19 protein-coding genes are annotated in these 17,017 nt (G+C 66.9%); 13 read left to right on the forward strand and 6 right to left on the reverse strand.

Annotation, left to right across the window (positions count from 1 at the left end; genetic code table 11):
* Position 1: 1 nt before the first annotated feature.
* From DU475_RS10885 to DU475_RS10915, 7 genes are all read left to right on the forward strand, one after another.
* Positions 2–910, forward strand: a complete 909-nt coding sequence (locus DU475_RS10885) for an alpha/beta hydrolase (protein ID WP_205524326.1) — start codon at positions 2–4, stop codon at positions 908–910.
* 29 nt (positions 911–939) lie between these two features.
* The gene (locus tag DU475_RS10890) at positions 940–2,106 is read left to right on the forward strand and encodes an ABC transporter substrate-binding protein (RefSeq protein WP_164632166.1); all 1,167 of its coding nucleotides are present in this window, start codon (positions 940–942) and stop codon (positions 2,104–2,106) included.
* Entirely contained in the window at positions 2,103–3,161 is a 1,059-nt protein-coding gene (locus tag DU475_RS10895) for a FecCD family ABC transporter permease (RefSeq protein ID WP_164632167.1), read from the forward strand. Before DU475_RS10890 ends, DU475_RS10895 begins: the two co-directional genes overlap by 4 nt.
* The gene (locus DU475_RS10900) at positions 3,158–3,985 is read left to right on the forward strand and encodes an ABC transporter ATP-binding protein (protein WP_164632168.1); all 828 of its coding nucleotides are present in this window, start codon (positions 3,158–3,160) and stop codon (positions 3,983–3,985) included. Before DU475_RS10895 ends, DU475_RS10900 begins: the two co-directional genes overlap by 4 nt.
* A gap of 2 nt (positions 3,986–3,987) precedes the next feature.
* Positions 3,988–4,878: a siderophore-interacting protein gene (locus DU475_RS10905; RefSeq protein ID WP_164632169.1), complete on the forward strand. Its 891-nt coding sequence runs from the start codon at positions 3,988–3,990 to the stop codon at positions 4,876–4,878.
* A 392-nt stretch (positions 4,879–5,270) separates the two neighbouring features.
* Positions 5,271–6,326, forward strand: a complete 1,056-nt coding sequence (locus tag DU475_RS10910; RefSeq protein ID WP_164632170.1) for a YeeE/YedE family protein — start codon at positions 5,271–5,273, stop codon at positions 6,324–6,326.
* Between the two features lie 236 nt (positions 6,327–6,562).
* On the forward strand, positions 6,563–7,015 hold the full coding sequence (locus DU475_RS10915) for a DsrE family protein (RefSeq protein WP_164632171.1): 453 nt from the start codon (positions 6,563–6,565) through the stop codon (positions 7,013–7,015).
* Here DU475_RS10915 and DU475_RS10920 read toward each other — a convergent pair.
* The 3 genes from DU475_RS10920 to DU475_RS10930 all read right to left on the reverse strand — a co-directional run bounded on the left by DU475_RS10920 (position 6,930) and on the right by DU475_RS10930 (position 9,053).
* Positions 6,930–8,129 carry a YeeE/YedE family protein gene (locus DU475_RS10920; protein WP_047308429.1) on the reverse strand — a complete coding sequence of 400 codons (1,200 nt, stop codon included), beginning with the start codon at positions 8,127–8,129 and terminating at the stop codon, positions 6,930–6,932. The genes DU475_RS10915 and DU475_RS10920 overlap by 86 nt on opposite strands.
* A gap of 76 nt (positions 8,130–8,205) precedes the next feature.
* Complete coding sequence (locus DU475_RS10925; RefSeq protein WP_013502848.1) at positions 8,206–8,580, reverse strand: ArsR/SmtB family transcription factor; 375 nt, start codon at positions 8,578–8,580, stop codon at positions 8,206–8,208.
* A 68-nt stretch (positions 8,581–8,648) separates the two neighbouring features.
* Positions 8,649–9,053, reverse strand: a complete 405-nt coding sequence (locus DU475_RS10930; protein WP_013502847.1) for a thioredoxin fold domain-containing protein — start codon at positions 9,051–9,053, stop codon at positions 8,649–8,651.
* Positions 9,054–9,109: 56 nt separating this feature from the next.
* Between DU475_RS10930 and DU475_RS10935 the strand changes: the two genes are divergently transcribed.
* Positions 9,110–9,853, forward strand: a complete 744-nt coding sequence (locus DU475_RS10935) for a cytochrome c biogenesis CcdA family protein (RefSeq protein WP_164632172.1) — start codon at positions 9,110–9,112, stop codon at positions 9,851–9,853.
* Positions 9,854–9,881: 28 nt separating this feature from the next.
* On the forward strand, positions 9,882–10,472 hold the full coding sequence (locus tag DU475_RS10940; protein WP_164632173.1) for a SoxW family protein: 591 nt from the start codon (positions 9,882–9,884) through the stop codon (positions 10,470–10,472).
* Between the two features lie 137 nt (positions 10,473–10,609).
* Here DU475_RS10940 and DU475_RS10945 read toward each other — a convergent pair whose 3' ends face one another.
* Genes DU475_RS10945 through soxA form a run of 3 tightly spaced genes read right to left on the reverse strand, consistent with a single transcriptional unit; the run spans position 10,610 to position 12,707 of the window.
* Positions 10,610–11,113, reverse strand: a complete 504-nt coding sequence (locus DU475_RS10945) for a GlcG/HbpS family heme-binding protein (RefSeq protein WP_205524327.1) — start codon at positions 11,111–11,113, stop codon at positions 10,610–10,612.
* Positions 11,114–11,135: 22 nt separating this feature from the next.
* Complete coding sequence (gene soxX / locus DU475_RS10950; RefSeq protein ID WP_164632174.1) at positions 11,136–11,873, reverse strand: sulfur oxidation c-type cytochrome SoxX; 738 nt, start codon at positions 11,871–11,873, stop codon at positions 11,136–11,138.
* 12 nt (positions 11,874–11,885) lie between these two features.
* Complete coding sequence (soxA, locus tag DU475_RS10955; protein WP_013502842.1) at positions 11,886–12,707, reverse strand: sulfur oxidation c-type cytochrome SoxA; 822 nt, start codon at positions 12,705–12,707, stop codon at positions 11,886–11,888.
* A gap of 182 nt (positions 12,708–12,889) precedes the next feature.
* On the opposite strand from soxA, the gene soxY reads away from it, so the two are divergent.
* From soxY to soxC, 4 genes are all read left to right on the forward strand, one after another.
* A complete protein-coding gene (gene soxY, locus DU475_RS10960; protein WP_013502841.1) occupies positions 12,890–13,354 on the forward strand; it encodes a thiosulfate oxidation carrier protein SoxY in 465 nt (154 codons plus the stop codon).
* Positions 13,355–13,391: 37 nt separating this feature from the next.
* Positions 13,392–13,721 (forward strand): thiosulfate oxidation carrier complex protein SoxZ, encoded by a 330-nt coding sequence (soxZ, locus tag DU475_RS10965; protein ID WP_013502840.1) that lies wholly within the window; start codon positions 13,392–13,394, stop codon positions 13,719–13,721.
* Between the two features lie 143 nt (positions 13,722–13,864).
* Positions 13,865–15,562, forward strand: a complete 1,698-nt coding sequence (soxB, locus tag DU475_RS10970) for a thiosulfohydrolase SoxB (protein WP_164632175.1) — start codon at positions 13,865–13,867, stop codon at positions 15,560–15,562.
* A gap of 69 nt (positions 15,563–15,631) precedes the next feature.
* On the forward strand, positions 15,632–16,924 hold the full coding sequence (gene soxC, locus DU475_RS10975; protein ID WP_013502838.1) for a sulfite dehydrogenase: 1,293 nt from the start codon (positions 15,632–15,634) through the stop codon (positions 16,922–16,924).
* Positions 16,925–17,017: the final 93 nt, after the last annotated feature.

The raw sequence follows: 17,017 nt of genomic DNA on the forward strand, positions 1-17,017 counted from the left end.
CGTGCGTGCCGTGCCGGAGGAGAATGATCGTCCGCCTGTCGGGCCTGGTTATGTCGTGCCCGGCAGCGAGCGGATCCGGATCGTCTCCGCCCAGGGACGGCCTTATGATCTGATGATCGCGGCGCCAGTCGCTCCGCCTGCCGATTCTGCCGGCTATCCCGTGCTGTATCTGCTCGACGGCAATGCGGTGTTCGGCACCGCCGCCGAGATCGTGGCAATGCGCTCGCGCAAACCGGAGTCGACCGGGATCGTTCCGGCGGTTGTCGTCGCGATCGGTTATCCCTGTGATCAGCCGTTCGATCTCGAACGGCGCGCGGCCGACTATACGCCGCCGGTGACCGCGACCGAGCTGCCGCCGCGGCCGGACGGGTCGCGCTGGGGGACGGTCGGCGGCGCCGACACGTTTCTCGCCTTCCTGCTTGATGTCGTGCGGCCGTTGATCGCGCGGAAATTTCCGGTCGACCTGCAGCGGCAGGCACTGTTCGGCCATTCGTTCGGCGGACTGTTCGCGCTGCACGCGCTGTTCACCCGTCCGGATGCGTTCAGTCACACTATCGCTGCGAGCCCGTCGATCTGGTGGCATCGCTACGTCGCCGACGACTATGTCGCGGCGTTCGCGGAGCTGGTCCGGACCACCGGCGTCGATGCCAAGGTGCTGGTCACGATCGGCGAGCTCGAACAGCGGCTGACGGTCGCCGAAGCGAGTGCTGCGGAGACGGCGACGCGCGCGGCGTGGAAGCAGCGCAACCGGATGGTCGACAACGCGCGCGAACTATCCGAGTGGCTGGCCGCGTTGCCGGGGCGGGGGCCCGAAGTTTGCTTTGCGATGTTCGCCGGCGAGGACCACGGCTCGGTGGTGCCCGCCGCGCTGAGCCGCGCGGTCGGCTTCGCGCTGGCGCGACGGCCGTGACGCGCGGCCGCACAACGAGGGAAGACACCATGAAACCAAGCTCGTTGATCGGCGCGCTGATCGCCTGGCTGTTCGTCGCGGCCGCAGCACCGGCCGCGGCGGCGACGATCACCGTGCACGACATCGCCGGGCGCGACGTGACGCTGGAGGCGCCGGTCAAGCGCATCCTGCTCGGCGAAGGCCGGCAGCTCGTCGCGCTGGCGCTGCTGCATCCGCATCCGGCGTCGCTGCTGGTGGCGTGGTCGGCCGACATGCGGCGGCAGGACGAGCGGCTGTACGATCTTTATCGCGCGAAATTTCCATTGCTCGATCGGGTGCCGTTCGTGAGCCGCGGCAGCCCGGACACGTTCTCGGTCGAGCAGGCGCTGGCCGCAGCGCCGGACGTGGCGATCCTGAGCGGCGGCTACGGCCCGTCGCGGCGCTCGGACGACGTCGTCCACAAGCTGGAGGCGGCCGGCATTCCCGTGGTGTTCATCGACTTCGTCGAAGACCCGCTGACCAATACCGTGCCGAGCATGCGCATCCTCGGCCGCCTGCTCGGCCAGGAGGCGCGCGCCGAACAGTTCATCGCGTTCTATCAGTCGCACATGGACCGCATCACCACGCGGCTGGCGGCGGCCAGGCCGGCGCTGCCGAACGTGCTGATGCACGCGCATGCCGGTCACATGGAGTGCTGCAATTCGCCGGGCCGGGTCACGATCGGCGCATTCATCGACATCGCCGGCGGCCACAACATCGCGGTCGACGTGCTGAAGCAGCCGGCCGGCCGGCCCAGCCTCGACGAGACGATGGCGCGCGGTCAGCTCAGCCTCGAATATGTCATGGCACGCGATCCCGACATCTATGTCGGCACCGGCGGGATGCATCTGCAGGCGCTCGGCGGGCTGGTGCTGGGCCCCGGCGTCGATCCCGCCATCTCGCGCGAAGACCTCGCCAAGGTGGTGAGCAAACCCGGCCTCGACGGCTTGCGCGCGGTGCGGACCGGCCGCGTGCACGGCATCTGGCATCTGTTCAACAACGTGCCGTTCAACTTCCTGGCGGTCGAGGTGATGGCGAAATGGTTCCACCCCGAGCTGTTCAAGGACGTCGATCCGGAGGAAAGCCTGCGTGAGCTCAACGGCCGCTTCCTGCCGGTGCCGCTGGTCGGCACGTTCTGGGTCAGTCTCGACCCGAAGCCTGCGGAGCGCGGCCGATGAGCGATCTCACCGCACCGGCGCAATCGATCGTCACCGGACATCTGCGACGCACGCGTCGCCGCGCCGCCGTGGTGGTGCTGCTGGCGATCGCCGCGATCGCGGCGCTGCAACTCGATTTCGGCACCGGCCCGTCGTCGCTGACGACCGCGGAGCTGCTACGCGGTCTGTTCGATCCATCGAGCCTCGGCCGATCCTCGGCGGTCATCCTCTGGGAGATCCGTCTGCCGCAGGCGCTGATGGCGGCGCTGGTCGGCGCGGCGCTGGCGGTGGCCGGCGCCGAGTTGCAGACCGTGCTGGCCAATCCGCTGGCGAGCCCGTTCACGCTCGGCATGTCGTCGGCCGCGACCTTCGGCGCCGCGCTCGCGATCGTGCTCGGCATCGGCATTCCCGGCGTGCCGCGGATCGGCATCATCTCGACCAACGCGTTCGTGTTCGCGTTCGGATCGGCGCTGCTGATCCAGGTGCTCGGCCGGCTGCGCGGCACCGACGGCCAGACCCAGGTGCTGTTCGGCATCGCGCTGTTCTTCACCTTCAACGCGCTGGTCGCGATCATGCAGTTCATCGCGACCGAACAGGCGCTACAGCAACTGGTGTTCTGGACGATGGGGAGCGTCACCCGCGCCAACATGCAGAGCGTCGCGGTGCTCGGCATCGTGGTGCTGCTGACGTTCCCGCTGGCGATGGCGTCCTCGTGGCAGCTCACCGCGCTGCGGCTGGGGCAGGATCGTGCCTCCAGCTTCGGCGTCAACGTCCGGCGGCTGAAACTGTTCGCGCTGCTGCGCATCTCGATCCTGACCGGCGCTGCTGTCGCATTCGTCGGCACCATCGCCTTCATTGGTCTGGTCGGGCCGCATATCGCCCGGCTGCTGGTCGGCGAGGATCATCGCTTCTTTCTTCCCGCCAGCGCCTGCGCCGGCGCGTTGGTGCTGTCGCTGGCGTCGTGTGTCAGCAAGCTGATCATTCCCGGCATCGTGCTGCCGATCGGGCTCGTCACCTCGCTGATCGGCGTGCCGTTCTTCCTGGCGCTGATCCTGATCCGGCGGGGGCGCGAATGAGCGGGCCCGAACTGCTGATCAAGGGACTATCCACCGGCTATCCGCGCCGCCCGGTGATCCGCGACCTGACGTTGCCGCCGCTGCCGACCGGCAAGCTGATCGCCTTCGTCGGTCCGAACGCCGCCGGCAAATCCACGCTGCTGATGGCGCTCGCCGGCCTGCTGCCGTCGACCGGAACGATTGCGCTCGGCGATCACGAATTGTCGGCGCTGTCGGCCCGCGAGCGCGCCAAGGTGATGGCGTTCACGCCGCAAACGCTGCCGCAGGGCGTGGCGCTGACGGTGATCGAGTCGGTGATCGTGGCGCTGCGCGCCTCGGCGACGGCGGAGCCGCACCTGCCGGGCGGGTCCGCGGCGCATCGCGCCGCCGTGGCGCTGGATCGTCTCGGCATTTCCGACCTCGGGCTGGAGTCGCTCGATCAGCTCTCCGGCGGCCAGCGTCAGTTGGTGAGTCTGGCACAGGCGCTGGTGCGCGAGCCGCGTCTGCTGCTGCTCGACGAGCCGACCAGCGCGCTCGATCTGCGCCACCAGATCGTGGTGATGGACACGCTGCGCCGGCTCGCCGGAGAAGGCCATCTGGTGATCGTCGTGCTGCACGATCTCAATCTGGCGGCGCGCTGGGCCGACTACGTCGTGGTGTTCGACCACGGCGGCTGTGCGGCGGCGGGAACGCCGGCCGAGGCGCTGACCGCGGCGACGATCGCGGACGTCTACGGCGTGGTGGCGCGGATCGAGCCGGGCGAGCAGGGCCGCCCTCATATCATTATCGAAGGCGTATCGCCGGCGCATCGCGATGCCGCCCGCGTGCGTAACAGGAGTGTGTGATCATGACGCTTATGGCTGAAACAACGATGGCGCCAAAGCGCTTCCGCGACGTCCGGGTGCTCCACGTCGTGCGCAATCGGCTGCTGACTCCGAACATGCGCCGGATCACGCTGGGCGGCGACGAACTCGACAACTACGGCGACGGACCGAACATCAAGCTGCTGGTGCCGCCGCCCGGCGTCACCGAGCCGGAATGGCCGCTGGCCGGCGAGGGCGGCAGGCCGATCTGGCCGGCGCCGGACAAATGCCCGGCGCTCCGTACCTACAGCCTGCGCCGCTACGATCCGGTGGCACGGGAGATCGACGTCGATTTCGTGATGCACGAGCACGGCGTTGCGTCGCGCTGGGCGGCGAACGCCAAGCCCGGCGATCTGCTCGGCGTCGGGCTGCCCGCTGGGCTCACCGTGGCGCCGGCCAAATGGTATCTACTCGCCGGCGATCACACCGCGCTGCCGGCGATCGCCCGGATCATGGAGAGCCTGCCGCCGACCGCGCGCGGCCGTGCCTTCATCGAAGTGCCGGGCCCGGCCGACGAGCAGCTGATCGACTGCCGCGCCGACATCGAACTCACCTGGCTGCACCGCAACGGCACCGAGCCCGGCGACTCCACGCTGATTCAGGACGCGGTGCTGGGCATGGATTGGCCGTCGCCGGAGGACGGCTTCGTCTGGATCGGCTGCGAATCCGCCACCGTACGCCGGCTGCGCGCCCATGCGCGCAAACAGCGCGGGTTCGGCCCGCGTCAGGTGCTGGCGATCGGTTACTGGCGGCGCGGCATGACCGAGCCGGCCTATGCCGACGCCTTCCGGAACGATCGCGACGACGAGTATTTCGCGATGCTGGACGAGCATCACCACCACGATCACGGAGGCGATGGTCATCATCACCGCTGATCCTTCTCGCCGATCCTGCGAGGCGGATCATGCTGGCGACTTCTCCGAGAGTGGCAAAAGGCGACATCTTCCTCCCTCGTTCGAGGGAGGAAATCGACTACCGCAAGCCGGAGGTGCCCTGTCGGAGAACCGGCGGTCGAGCTTCGCAGTCCTAGAATAGGCGCTGGCATCGCGCAGGAATGCATTTGCCTGGCGGCCGGCACGCGACGGCGCCTCCCTGCCAGGGGGAAGGATTTGCTCGGCCGGTCGGCCGATTTGGCACGATTCTCTCGATTCGGCTGCCAGACGATTGCTTCATCCTTATTTTCCGCGAGCCGTTTCGCGTGCTTGCTGCGACTTGTAGATCAGTCTCATCGATTGAGCCGGGCTTCCCGGCAATACAGAGCAAGACCATGCAGCCTCCCGACCTCGTTCTCGTCTTTGGCTTCGCGATCGGCGCCGCGTTCGGCGTCGCCGGGCTGCTCAGCGGCTTCTGCCTGATGAGCGGCCTGCGCGACTACTGGACCAAGGACGACGGACGCAAGCTGCGCAGCTACGCGGTGGCGCTGGCGGTGGCGATCGCCGGGACCCAGTTGATCGCCGGGCTCGGTGCTGTCGAAATCGGCAAATCGCTGTATCTGCTGCCGTCGTTCTCGGCGCCGCTGATCTTCCTCGGCGGCCTGATGTTCGGCCTCGGCATGGTGCTGGCCAACGGCTGCGCCTCGCGGGCGCTGGTGCTGCTCGGCAAGGGCAATCTCCGCTCGCTGCTGGTGGTCGGCCTGATCGCGGTCGCGGCGCAGATCACGCTGAAGGGCCTGATCGCGCCGGGTCGGCTCGCCTTCCTGCAATGGACCCAGGTGTCGCCGCCGCACGTCTCGGTGCCGTCGCTGCTCGGCGCCGCCGGCCTCGGCGAAGCGGTCGCGCAGATCGCCGCGGTGCTGCTCGCGTCCGGTGCGCTGCTCGCGTTCGCGTTTTCCGACCGCTCGTTCCGTCGTGCCCCGGGCCAAATCGCGGCCGGCGTGGTGATCGGCCTGCTGGTCGTCGCCGGTTGGCTCACGACGGGTTACGTCGGCGCCGACGACTTCAATCCGATCCCGGCGACCTCGCTGAGCTTCGTCGCACCGCTCGCCGACACGCTGCAATACGCGATGTTCTCCACCGGCCTGACTCTGAGCTTCGGCGTCGCGCTCGCGGTCGGCGTGTTCGCTGGCAGCGCCACCACCGCGCTGCTCACCGGGCGCTTCGCGCTGGAGGGCTTCACCTCGGCGCCGCACATGCTGCGCTCGACGCTTGGCGCGGCGCTGATGGGGGCTGGCGGCGCGATGGCCTATGGCTGCTCGGTCGGGCAGGGCCTCACCGGCCTGTCGACGCTGGCGCTGCCGTCGTTCATCGCGGTCGCCGGCATCGTCGGCGGCGCCGCGCTCGGCATCCGCCGCTTCGCACCGGTTGCGGCGCTCGCGACGCGGTGAGTGTCTCACACCAGAGTCATTCCGGGGCGCGAGCGCAGCTCGCGAACCCGGAATCTCTCTTCGAGCCATCTCGGGATTCCTGGTTCACGCGTTTCACGCGTGCCCCGGAATGACGAAACTGAGTTTCCCTTTCGACCTGACGGCAACGTGATCACTTGGTCCCCGGTCATCCTTTGGTGACAGCGGCGATCGGCGTGGTTAGTTTTCACGTCAAACAACAACCGGGGAGGATCACGATGAAGTCGCTGTTCGAGGCTGCCGTCGCTGTGGCGTTGCTGACGGTCACCGCGGCCCCTGGTTTTGCCGCCGACGCCAAGGCGCACCGGGTCGCGATCCAGGTCGACCAGAACGATCCGGCGGTGATGAACCTGGCGCTGAACAATGCCGCCAACATCATCGAGTACTACAAGGCCAAGAACGAGGACGTTCAGGTCGAGGTCGTCACCTTCGGCCCCGGACTGCACATGCTGCGCTCCGATTCATCGCCGGTGAAGGACCGCATCAAGCAGATCGCCGAGGGCGCGTTCCCCTCCAGCATCGCCTTCGCGGCCTGCGAAAACACCAAGACCGGGATGGAGAAGCGCGAAGGCCACGCCGTCAATCTCATTCCGCAAGCGAGTGCGGTGCCGTCTGGTGCGGTGCGTCTGATGGAGCTGCAGGGCGACGGCTGGGCTTATTTGCGGCCGTAACCGCCGGCTGCGGCCGCCGCAGCCATTCGCGCCAGGCGTCGAGCCGGCGCCGCAGCAATTCGCGCGGCGAGCCGTCGACCAGCACCGCGATGCCGATCCGGGCGCCCAGCATCATGCCGAGAATCGCGATCGGCCACGACAGCGCCAGCATCGAGCCTGCGGTGATGCCCTGGCCGATGGTGCAGCCGCCGGTCAGGATGCCGCCGACCCCCATCAGCGCCGCGCCGGCGACGTGGCGGCGCATCTCGTGATCGTCGTCGAACGCCTCCCAGCGCAGTTCGTCGGCGCGCCAGGCGGCGAGGAACGAGCCGGCGACCACGCCGAACACCGTGCCGACGCCGAAATCGGCAAAGTTGCCGACGTTGAGCAGCCCGGCATACACCGCCTTGCCGATGGTCGAGACGAAGGTCAGACTCTGTGGATGCACCGGCCCGGCGAACGGATCGGCGAGCCGGGTGGTGGCGAGCCAACCGATCACCGTCAGCACGCCGAGCGTGACTCCGGAGGCGAGCAGGCGCGGCGTCCGCCGCAGCCGCTTGTCGCCGAGCGCGATCAGGCACAGCACGCCGCCGCCGAGCGCGGCGATCAGCGCCCGCAGGTCGATCCCGGTGTAGTATCGGGTCAGCGCGGCGAAGTCGGTACTGACCCCGTCCGGCATTGTCACGGCGAACCGCTCCAGCACCGTGATGCGGACGCCGGAGAACATCCCGCGCAGCGTCGCATAGGCCGCGCCGCCGAGCACCAGGATCACCACGAAGCTGCGCAGATCGCCGGTGCCGAGCCGCACCAGCGAGCCGAAGCCGCAGGTGCCGACGAAGGCCATGCCGACGCCGAACAGCACGCTGCCGATCGCGATCGAGGCCAGCGGCAGCGCCGGCGCGGTGTAGTTGGACTGATCGGGGTCGAGCTGGCCGGCAATCACCAGCGCCTGGGTACCAAGCAGTGCGATGCCGAGCGCCAGGCCGAAAATGCGCAGGCGGCGGGTGTCGCCGCCCATCAGCGCGTCTTCGACCGCGCCGAACGAGCACAGCCGCGCCAGCCGCACGAAGAAACCGGCGGTGACGCCGATGCACAGACCGGCCAGCGCGAGCATCCAGGCGGATGCGTCCTGCATGGGGTTCCCTCGGTTGCGCGCAGGCGTTCGATGCGCGCCTGCGTCCGCTTCTTGTTAGCGTGCCGCGAGGGGCGGCTTACTTCTGGCCGTCCCTCGCGGACGAGCAGAAGATATCATAGATCACCGAGATCACGCGACGGACGTCGTCGTTGGCGAGGCTGTAGTAAATGGTCTTACCGTCCCGCCTTGTATCGACCATGCCGTCGTAGCGCAGCCGGGCGAGCTGCTGCGACACGGCCGACTGTCGCAGCGACAGGATGTTTTCCAGTTCGCTGACCGAGCGTTCGCGTTCGGCGAGCAGACACAGCAGCAGCAGCCGGTTCTCGTGCGACACCGCCTTGAGGAAATTGCTGGCCTTGCGCGCCCGGCGCATCAGCATGTCGAGCTCGGGCGAGTATTCCGCGCCGTCGCGGAGTTCGCTCTCGATATCGGGTTCGAGGATCGAGGTCATGGCGATCAGCTTATCGTTTCAGTTGGCGTTGCGGCATGTCTTCTGCAGTATATGCAGCATATAGCATATCAGGTGTGGCCGCGCCGCGGCGGCGGCGTCACTTTGGCGGCCAGCGCGCCGAGCAGGCCCCAGAACGCATCGTCGTTGATGTAGCCGGTGATGCGGCCGACCTCGCGGCCCTGGTCGATCACCACGAAGGTCGGCGTGAACCGCACCGGGCTCGACAGTCCGAGGCCGGGATCCTTGGCATGGTCGATATTGATGCGGCGCAGCGGCAGCAGCTTGGCCTCATCGGTCTTGGGATAGATCGGGCCGACGTCGCGGTCCCAGCGCGCGCACCAGACGCAGCCGTCGCGTTCGAACATCACCAGTTCGGCCGCGTGCGACGCCGCAGCCATGAGCTGCACCGCACCAAACAGAATCGCGCCGATGAGAGTCGATTTCAGCATCTTCCGGCTCATGATGTGATACATATAGACGAATTCGCATGTTTGTTCCAGAGCATGTTTATTCCAGGGGCGGAAACGCGGTGGTTTCGAATATCTCGATGGTCGGCGCCTTCGGGGCAGGGGTGCTGTCGTTCCTGTCGCCCTGCGTGCTGCCGCTGGTGCCGCCGTATCTGTGCTTTCTGGCCGGCGTCAGCCTGGACCAGCTCACCCGCGGCGGCGACCAGCCGGCCAAGGCGATCGATTGGCGGGTGGTGGCGTCGTCGGCCGCCTTCGTGCTCGGCTTTTCCACCGTGTTCGTCGCGCTCGGCGCGTCGGCGTCGGCGATCGGCAAGGCGGTGACCGATCATTTCGACACGCTCGGCATTGTCGCCGGCGCGATCATCATCGTGCTCGGACTGCACTTTCTCGGTGTGTTCCGGATCGGCCTGCTGTATCGCGAGGCCCGGTTTCACAACGTCCGCCGCGGCGTCGGCTTTGTCGGCGCCTATGTGGTCGGGCTGGCGTTCGCATTCGGCTGGACGCCGTGCGTCGGCCCGGTGCTGGCGACGATCCTGCTGGTCGCCGGGGTCGAGGGCTCGGCGGCGCACGGCGCGGTGCTGCTCGGCGCCTATTCGCTCGGGATCGGACTGCCGTTCCTGCTGGCGTCGCTGTTTTCCGGCGCGTTCATCCGGCTGATGGCGCGGCTGCGGGCGCAGATGGCAACGGTCGAGAAGGTGATGGGTGGGGCGCTGGTGCTGACCGGCGTGCTGTTTCTCACAGGCGCGATGCCGAAGATCTCCGGGTGGCTGCTGCAGACCTTTCCCGCGATCGGCGAGATCGGCTGACGACGCCCGGCAACAGGGAGGACAGGTGATGACGACGACGGGAGTCTCGCGCCGCGGCGCTATCGCGCTCGGCCTTGGTTCGCTCGGCGCGCTGTCGCTGCGCACCGCGCCGGCGGCCGCAGCAGTGCCGGTGCTCGGCGACGATGGGCTGTATCAGCTCGACTGGTATTTGCAGAGCTTTCTCGACGTGAAGGAAGATCTCGAAGCCGCCACCGCCAGGGGCAAGCGCTTCGCGATTCTATGGGGCCTCAAGGGCTGCCCGGCGTGCAAGAAGCTGCACGAGGTGCACATGCGCGATCCGGAGATCGAGAGCTACATCCGTGACAATTTCGAGGTGCTGCACCTCAACCACATCGGCGCCCGCGACGTCACCGATGTCGACGGCAGCAAGCTGAGCGAGAAGGCGTTTGCGCAGGCCTACGGCATCCGCTTCACCCCGACGCTGCAGTTCTTCCCCGAGAGCACCGCCGGCCTCGCCGCCAGGAAGCCGCAGGACCGCGAAGTCGCCCGGATGCCCGGCCTTCTCGAGCCGCCGGAGTTTCTGGCGATGTTCAAATACGTCCGGCAGAAGGGCTATCAGTCGATGCCGTTCACCGAATGGCTAAAGCGGCCGGTGTAGCAACTCGTCATTCCGGGGCGCGAGCGTAGCTCGCGAACCCGGAATCTGATGCAGGCACGGCTTGGAAGCCACCGCGCACACTAACCTCGGGATTCCGGGTTCGCGCTGCGCGCGCCCCGGAATGACGCGGTGTGGCGTCAGAAATCCAGCCGGTCCTTGATCGCGTCGATGCCGGCCTTGGCGCAGGCCTCGTCGGCTTCGCCGCCGGGGGCGCCGGAGACGCCGATGCCGGCGACCAGCGAGCCGGCGGCTTCGATGATCAGGCCGCCCCCGAGCACGACGACGCCGGGCAGGTCGCGCAGGCCGGATTGCGGCATGCCCGGCTTGGTCATGTTGGCCAGTTCGCCGGTGGCGGTCTTGAACGACACCGCGGTCCACGCCTTGCCGGCCGCGGTGCTGGGCGTGTGCGCGCCGGCGAAGCGGTCGCGCAGCATCACCTGCGGCAGGCCGCTGCGGTCGACCACCGCGACCGCAATCTGGAAGCCCTGCTTGCGGCATTCGCCGAGCGCCGCCTTGGCGGCGTCGAGCGCCAGCTCCGGGCTCAGCGACTTGGTGGTCACCAGCGCGTCGTCGGCGCGGGCGAGGGTGGCGAGCGATACGCCGGCGATCAGTGCGATCGCCGGGAGCATGTATCTGGTCATCGGATCGAGCCCTTACTGTCGGCTATTCCTTGTTCACCGGGGATTCCGGATCGAACAGGAACGCCATCACGTCCTTGATCTGCTGTTCGGTGAGGAAACCGTTGGTTCCGAAGCGCGGCATGTTGGAGCAGGGCACCACCGCCTGCGAGTTGTAGATCTTGGTGTAGGCCTGCTTGATCTCGGCTTCTGTGTAGTTGCGGTCCTTGCCGTAGTGAGTGAGGCTCGGGCCGAGCGTGCCGAACGACACTTCGGATTTGGCCATCTGGTGGCAGGCGTAGCAATTGCCGCCATGCACCGTTTCCGGCTTGTCGGAGAACTGGCCGCCCTGGCCGTTGTTGGCGATCTTGGCGCCGGCCTTCCAGTCGCCGAGGAACTTGCCGTCGGCCGGATACGCCACCCTGGTGATCTCGCGCTTCATGATGGCGTCGCCGACATCGTGCGGCACGTCGTTGCGATATTTGTTGCAGGCCTGCATCGTCTCGTCGGGGACGATGCGTTGCTGCCAGTCTGTCGGCGCCTTGCCGAAGGTTGCCTTGATGTAGGCGTCGACGGTGTCGGTCGAGACCGTCGGTGCGGCCGCCGCGGTCTTGGCGGGGGCCGGTGCGGCCGCCGGCTTCGCAGCCTTGTCCGCCGCCTTGCTCATCGGGCCGGCTGGTTTGGCGGGGATCGCCTGATCGGCGGCCCGGCTGAGACCCGGCGCCGTGCAGCACAGCGCGCCGCCGAGGGCGAGCGCCAGCATCGAAACATGCAACTTCATCATGGCTTCGCCCCCTCAGCGCTTGATCGACGGCACGGCGAGGTCGCCGCCCGCCGCGATCTTGTTGAGATACAGCGTCAGGGCAGTGATGCCGTCGGAGCCGTAGTCGGGCGCCGGCCAGCGCTGCTGGCGATAGCAGTCCCAGATCCGGTGCTGGAAAGTGCGCAGCGCGCTCTGCGACACGCGGTAAGTCGGCCAGCTCGCCATCGTCACTTGCGCGTCCTTGCCGGGCCCGGCGAGGTAGGGAAGCCCCTGCAGGCGGATGCGCTTGCCTTCGGCGCCGTGGCAGGTCGAGCACGAGAAATCCATCACGCCGCCGCGCCGGTGAAACAGCTCCTCGCCGACCGCGGCCATTTCCTGTTCTTTAGGATGGCTGAGTTGCGGCTGGATCTTCATGCCGCTGGATTTGTTGGCGATGAACGCCACCAGGTCTTCCATGTCGGAGATCTTGCCGGGACCGGAGAAGCGGCGCGCCACCACGTCCTTGGTGTCGAGCCCCTGAATGTTCTGCATGCACCAAAGCAGGCGCTGCTCGAGATCCATCACCCGGTCGGCGTCCTTGAAGTAGCGCGGCAGTTGCGCGAAAGCGCCTTCGAGCTTGCCGGCACCGAGGCCGAGATCGCAGCTTTCCAACGAGACATTGTTGGTGCCGCGCTTCTCCGCCCAGAGCTGTTCACCGCGGTCGACCGCGAGGAAGCCGGGGTTCGACATCGGATCGGAGATCATCTCGCGGTAGCGCTCGATCTCCTTCTCGCTGGCGTCCTGCGCCTTGGCGACGATCGGTATTGTGCAGAGCACAATTCCGATCACCGCTGATACAGCGGTGATGGGTCTCATGGTTCCTCCCTCCGATGACCGTCTTGTGAGTTGCGGTCGGTGATACCTCGGCGCGGGCCCGGCATCTTTACATTCAAGAAAAACAATATAATGATGTTTGCGGATCATGACCGATCGCGCTTGCAATCGTCAAGCGTTAGTATGGCAAGGGAAGCGAAAGACTCCCTGATGGAGGAAGTCCAATGGTGTTCATGAAGACCGAGACGAGTCGTCGCGAGGCGTTGGCGCTGGCGGGGATCGCCGGCCTTGCCGCACTGCTCGCGCCGCGGATGTCGTTCGCCGACGCGGCGATGGTCGATGCCGAGATCAAGAAACTGTACGGCGACAAGAAGTTCGACAGCGGCAAGATCAAGCTCGACGTGCCGGAGATCGCCGAGAACGGCCTGGTGGTGCCGATCACCGTCGACGTCGAAAGCCCGATGACCGATGCGGACTACGTCAAGGCGGTACACGTGTTCGCCGACGGCAATCCGCAGCCCGGCATCGTCAGCTACAAGTTCACTCCGGCCTGCGGCAAAGCCTCGGCCTCGACCCGGATGCGGCTGGCGCAGACCCAGAACATCATCTGCATCGCGGAGATGTCGGACGGCAAGCTGTACTCGACCAAGTCGAGCGTGAAGGTCACCATCGGCGGCTGCGGCGGCTAGTCCGGCAACGGCAACAAAATCAGGCGAGGAAATTCCAATGTCCGTCAAACCGACCCCGCGCGTCCGCGTTCCGACCCAGGCCAAGCCGGGCGAACTGATCGAAATCAAGACGCTGATTTCGCACGAAATGGAATCCGGTCAGCGCAAGGACGCGTCCGGCAAGATCGTGCCGCGCAAGATCATCAACACCTTCACGGCCCAGTTCAACGGCAAGATGGTGTTCGAGGCCGAGTGGAATCCGGCGATCTCCGCCAATCCGTATCAGTCGTTCTTCTACAAGGCGTCGGAGAGCGGCGAGTTCGCCTTCCTGTGGAAGGACGATGACGGCTCGGTGTACGAATCCAAGCACAAGCTGACCGTCGCCTGATCGCGACCAACGTCACGACCTAACTATCCGTCGCAGACCACCGGGAGCCGGATCGGCTCCCGGAACGCGGAGCTGCGACCCGAACCAACAGCCGCGCATCATCGCGGCGGTGCCCAACGCGGCGCGAAGCAAGGGATGAAACGATGATCTCGAGGCGGGAATTCCTGCAGGCGACGGCCGCCGCATCGGCGCTGACGGTCGCCGGCGGCCTGGGGCCGATCGGGCGGGTGGCGGCACAGCAGCGGCTGACCCAGAGCGACATCCTGAAATTCGATCCGCTCGGCACGGTGACGCTGCTGCACATCACCGATACCCACGCCCAGCTCGTGCCGCTGCATTTCCGCGAGCCCTCGGTCAATCTCGGCGTCGGCGAGGTCAAGGGCAAGCCGCCGCATCTCACCGACGCGGAATTCCGCAACTACTTCCACATCGCCACCGGCTCGCCGGACGCATTCGCGCTGACCGCCGACGATTTCACCGCGCTCGCCCGCAACTACGGCAAGATGGGCGGCTTCGACCGGATCGCGACCCTGGTCAAGGCAGTGCGCGCCGAGCGCGGTGACGACAAGGTGCTGCTGCTCGACGGCGGCGATGCGCTGCAGGGAAGCTGGAGTTCGCTGAAGAGCAACGGCCAGGACATGGTCGACGCGCTCGCCGGGCTCAAGATCGACGCGATGACCGGGCACTGGGAGTTCACCTACGGCGCCGACCGGGTCAAGGAGATCGCCGAGAAGGCGCCGTTCGCTTTCCTGGCGCAGAACGTCCGCGATGTCGAATGGCAGGAGCCGGTGTTCGAGGCGCGCAAGACCTTCGAACGCGGCGGCGTCAAGGTCGCGGTGATCGGCCAGGCGCTGCCGCGCACCGCCGTCGCCAATCCGCGCTGGATGTTCCCGAACTGGGAGTTCGGCATCCGCGAGGAGGACATCCAGAAGCAGGTCGACGATGCCCGCGCCGAGGGCGCTGCGGTCGTGGTGCTGCTGTCGCACAACGGCTTCGACGTCGACCGCAAGCTCGCCGGGCGGGTGAAGGGCATCGACGTCATCCTCACCGGTCACACCCATGACGCGATGCCCGGCGTGGTCAAGGTCGGCGACACCGTGCTGGTGGCGTCGGGCTCTCACGGCAAATTCGTGTCGCGGCTCGACATCAAGGTCGAGGGCGGCAAGGTCGCCGACATCCGCTTCAAGCTGATGCCGGTGTTTGCGGATGCGATCGCGCCTGACCCGGAGATGGCCAAACTGGTCGAGAAGCTGCGCGCGCCTTACGCCAAGGATCTCGCGCGCGTCGTCGGCAAGACCGACTCGCTGCTGTATCGCCGCGGCAATTTCAACGGCACTTTCGACGATCTGATCTGCGACGCGATGCTGAAGCAGCGCGACACCGAGATCGCGCTGTCGCCCGGCTTCCGCTGGGGCGGCACGCTGCTGCCAGAAGAGAGCATCACCTGGGAGGCGATCACCAACGCCACCGCGATCACCTATCCGAACTGCTACCGCACCGAGATGACCGGCGAGCAGCTCAAGAACGTGCTCGAGGACATCGCCGACAATATCTTCCATCCCGACCCTTATTATCAGGGCGGCGGCGACATGGTGCGCACCGGCGGCATGGGCTACGCGATCGACGTCTCCAAGGAGATGGGCTCGCGCATCTCCAACATGACGCATCTGGCGACCGGCAAACCGATCGAGGCGTCGAAGAAGTACACGGTGTCGGGCTGGGCCAGCGTCAACCAGGGCACCGAAGGGCCGCCGATCTGGGAGGTGCTGGAGAAGCACGTCGCCGCCGCCGGCGCGGTGAAGATCGACCCCAACAGTGCGGTCAAGGTCTCCGGCGCGTAACCCGCGCCGCGACGGCACGCAGCCGTGCTCCACATATTCACGTATCCCGATAGAAGAGAGGCAAGCGGCATGAGTGAGAAGCCCAAATCCGACGTCCTCGATCGCCGGCGGTTTCTCGGCGCGGCCGGACTTGGTGCAGCCGGCCTCGCCGGCGCCGGGGCGATGCTGCCGTCGCTGGCCAAGGCCGGCCCGGCGCCGACGCCGGATCCGGCGATCACCGAGATCCAAGACTGGAATCGCTATCTCGGTGACGGCGTCGACCGGCGGCCTTACGGCGTGCCGTCGAAATTCGAAAAGGACGTGATCCGCCGCGACGTGTCGTGGCTCACCGCCTCGCCGGAATCCTCGGTGAACTTCACCCCGCTGCATGCGCTCGACGGCATCATCACCCCGTCCGGCGTCTGCTTCGAGCGGCATCACGGCGGCATCGCCGAGATCGATCCGGCGCAGCACCGGCTGATGATCCACGGCCTGGTCGACACCCCGCTGGTGTTCACCATGGACGACATCAAGCGGATGCCGCGCATCAACAAGATCTACTTCCTGGAGTGCGCGGCAAATTCCGGCATGGAGTGGCGCGGCGCGCAGCTCAACGGCTGCCAGTTCACCCACGGCATGATCCACAACGTGATGTACACCGGCGTCACGTTGAAGACGCTGCTGGAGCAGGCCGGCGTCAAGTCGAACGCCAAATGGCTGCTGCTCGAAGGCGCCGACAGCGCCGGGATGGATCGGTCGCTGCCGCTGGAGAAGGCGCTCGACGACGTGATGATCGCCTATGCGATGAACGGCGAGGCGCTGCGCCCGGAGAACGGCTATCCGCTGCGCGCGGTGATCCCCGGCTGGCAGGGCAATCTCTGGGTGAAATGGCTGCGCCGCATCGAGGTCGGCGACATGCCGTGGCAGACCCGCGAGGAGACGTCGAAGTACACCGACCTGATGCCAGATGGCCGCGCGCGCAAGTACACCTTCGTGATGGACGCCAAGAGCGTGATCACCTCGCCGTCGCCGCAGGCGCCGCTGAAGTTCAAGGGCCGCAACGTGCTGACCGGCATCGCCTGGTCGGGCCGCGGCACCGTCAAGCGTGTCGACGTGTCGATGGACGGCGGCCGCAACTGGTACGAGGCACGGATCGACGGCCCGGTGCTGAACAAGTCGATCGTGCGGTTCTACGTCGATTTCGACTGGAACGGCGAGGAGCTGATGCTGCAATCGCGCGCGATCGACGAGACCGGTTATGTGCAGCCGACCAAGGCGGAGCTGCGCAAGATCCGCGGCGTCAACTCCGTGTACCACAACAACGGCATCCAGACCTGGCTCGTGCATCCCGACGGAGTGACGGAAAATGTCGAAATCGCTTAAGGCTGTCGCTGGCCTCGCCGTCGTCGCCGCGATGGTGCTGCCGCTGGCGCAGGCCGGCGCCGAACACAAGCCGGGGCACAAGGCCAAGGACAT

This window comes from Rhodopseudomonas sp. WA056 (assembly GCF_010906995.1).
In the GTDB taxonomy this organism is placed as follows: domain Bacteria; phylum Pseudomonadota; class Alphaproteobacteria; order Rhizobiales; family Xanthobacteraceae; genus Rhodopseudomonas; species Rhodopseudomonas palustris_G.

Excerpts from the sequence above, each read along its gene's own strand:
- DU475_RS10890 (WP_164632166.1), top strand. The coding sequence starts at position 940 with ATGAAACCAAGCTCGTTGATCGGCGCGCTGATCGCCTGGCTGTTCGTC.
- DU475_RS10900 (WP_164632168.1), top strand. The coding sequence starts at position 3,158 with ATGAGCGGGCCCGAACTGCTGATCAAGGGACTATCCACCGGCTATCCG.
- soxC (WP_013502838.1), top strand. The coding sequence starts at position 15,632 with ATGAGTGAGAAGCCCAAATCCGACGTCCTCGATCGCCGGCGGTTTCTC.
- soxZ (WP_013502840.1), top strand. The coding sequence starts at position 13,392 with ATGTCCGTCAAACCGACCCCGCGCGTCCGCGTTCCGACCCAGGCCAAG.
- soxB (WP_164632175.1), top strand. The coding sequence starts at position 13,865 with ATGATCTCGAGGCGGGAATTCCTGCAGGCGACGGCCGCCGCATCGGCG.
- DU475_RS10945 (WP_205524327.1), bottom strand. The coding sequence starts at position 11,113 with ATGACCAGATACATGCTCCCGGCGATCGCACTGATCGCCGGCGTATCG.
- DU475_RS10920 (WP_047308429.1), bottom strand. The coding sequence starts at position 8,129 with ATGCAGGACGCATCCGCCTGGATGCTCGCGCTGGCCGGTCTGTGCATC.
- DU475_RS10925 (WP_013502848.1), bottom strand. The coding sequence starts at position 8,580 with ATGACCTCGATCCTCGAACCCGATATCGAGAGCGAACTCCGCGACGGC.
- DU475_RS10915 (WP_164632171.1), top strand. The coding sequence starts at position 6,563 with ATGAAGTCGCTGTTCGAGGCTGCCGTCGCTGTGGCGTTGCTGACGGTC.
- DU475_RS10930 (WP_013502847.1), bottom strand. The coding sequence starts at position 9,053 with ATGTATCACATCATGAGCCGGAAGATGCTGAAATCGACTCTCATCGGC.
- DU475_RS10895 (WP_164632167.1), top strand. The coding sequence starts at position 2,103 with ATGAGCGATCTCACCGCACCGGCGCAATCGATCGTCACCGGACATCTG.
- DU475_RS10940 (WP_164632173.1), top strand. The coding sequence starts at position 9,882 with ATGACGACGACGGGAGTCTCGCGCCGCGGCGCTATCGCGCTCGGCCTT.
- DU475_RS10905 (WP_164632169.1), top strand. The coding sequence starts at position 3,988 with ATGACGCTTATGGCTGAAACAACGATGGCGCCAAAGCGCTTCCGCGAC.
- soxA (WP_013502842.1), bottom strand. The coding sequence starts at position 12,707 with ATGAGACCCATCACCGCTGTATCAGCGGTGATCGGAATTGTGCTCTGC.
- soxY (WP_013502841.1), top strand. The coding sequence starts at position 12,890 with ATGGTGTTCATGAAGACCGAGACGAGTCGTCGCGAGGCGTTGGCGCTG.
- soxX (WP_164632174.1), bottom strand. The coding sequence starts at position 11,873 with ATGATGAAGTTGCATGTTTCGATGCTGGCGCTCGCCCTCGGCGGCGCG.
- DU475_RS10910 (WP_164632170.1), top strand. The coding sequence starts at position 5,271 with ATGCAGCCTCCCGACCTCGTTCTCGTCTTTGGCTTCGCGATCGGCGCC.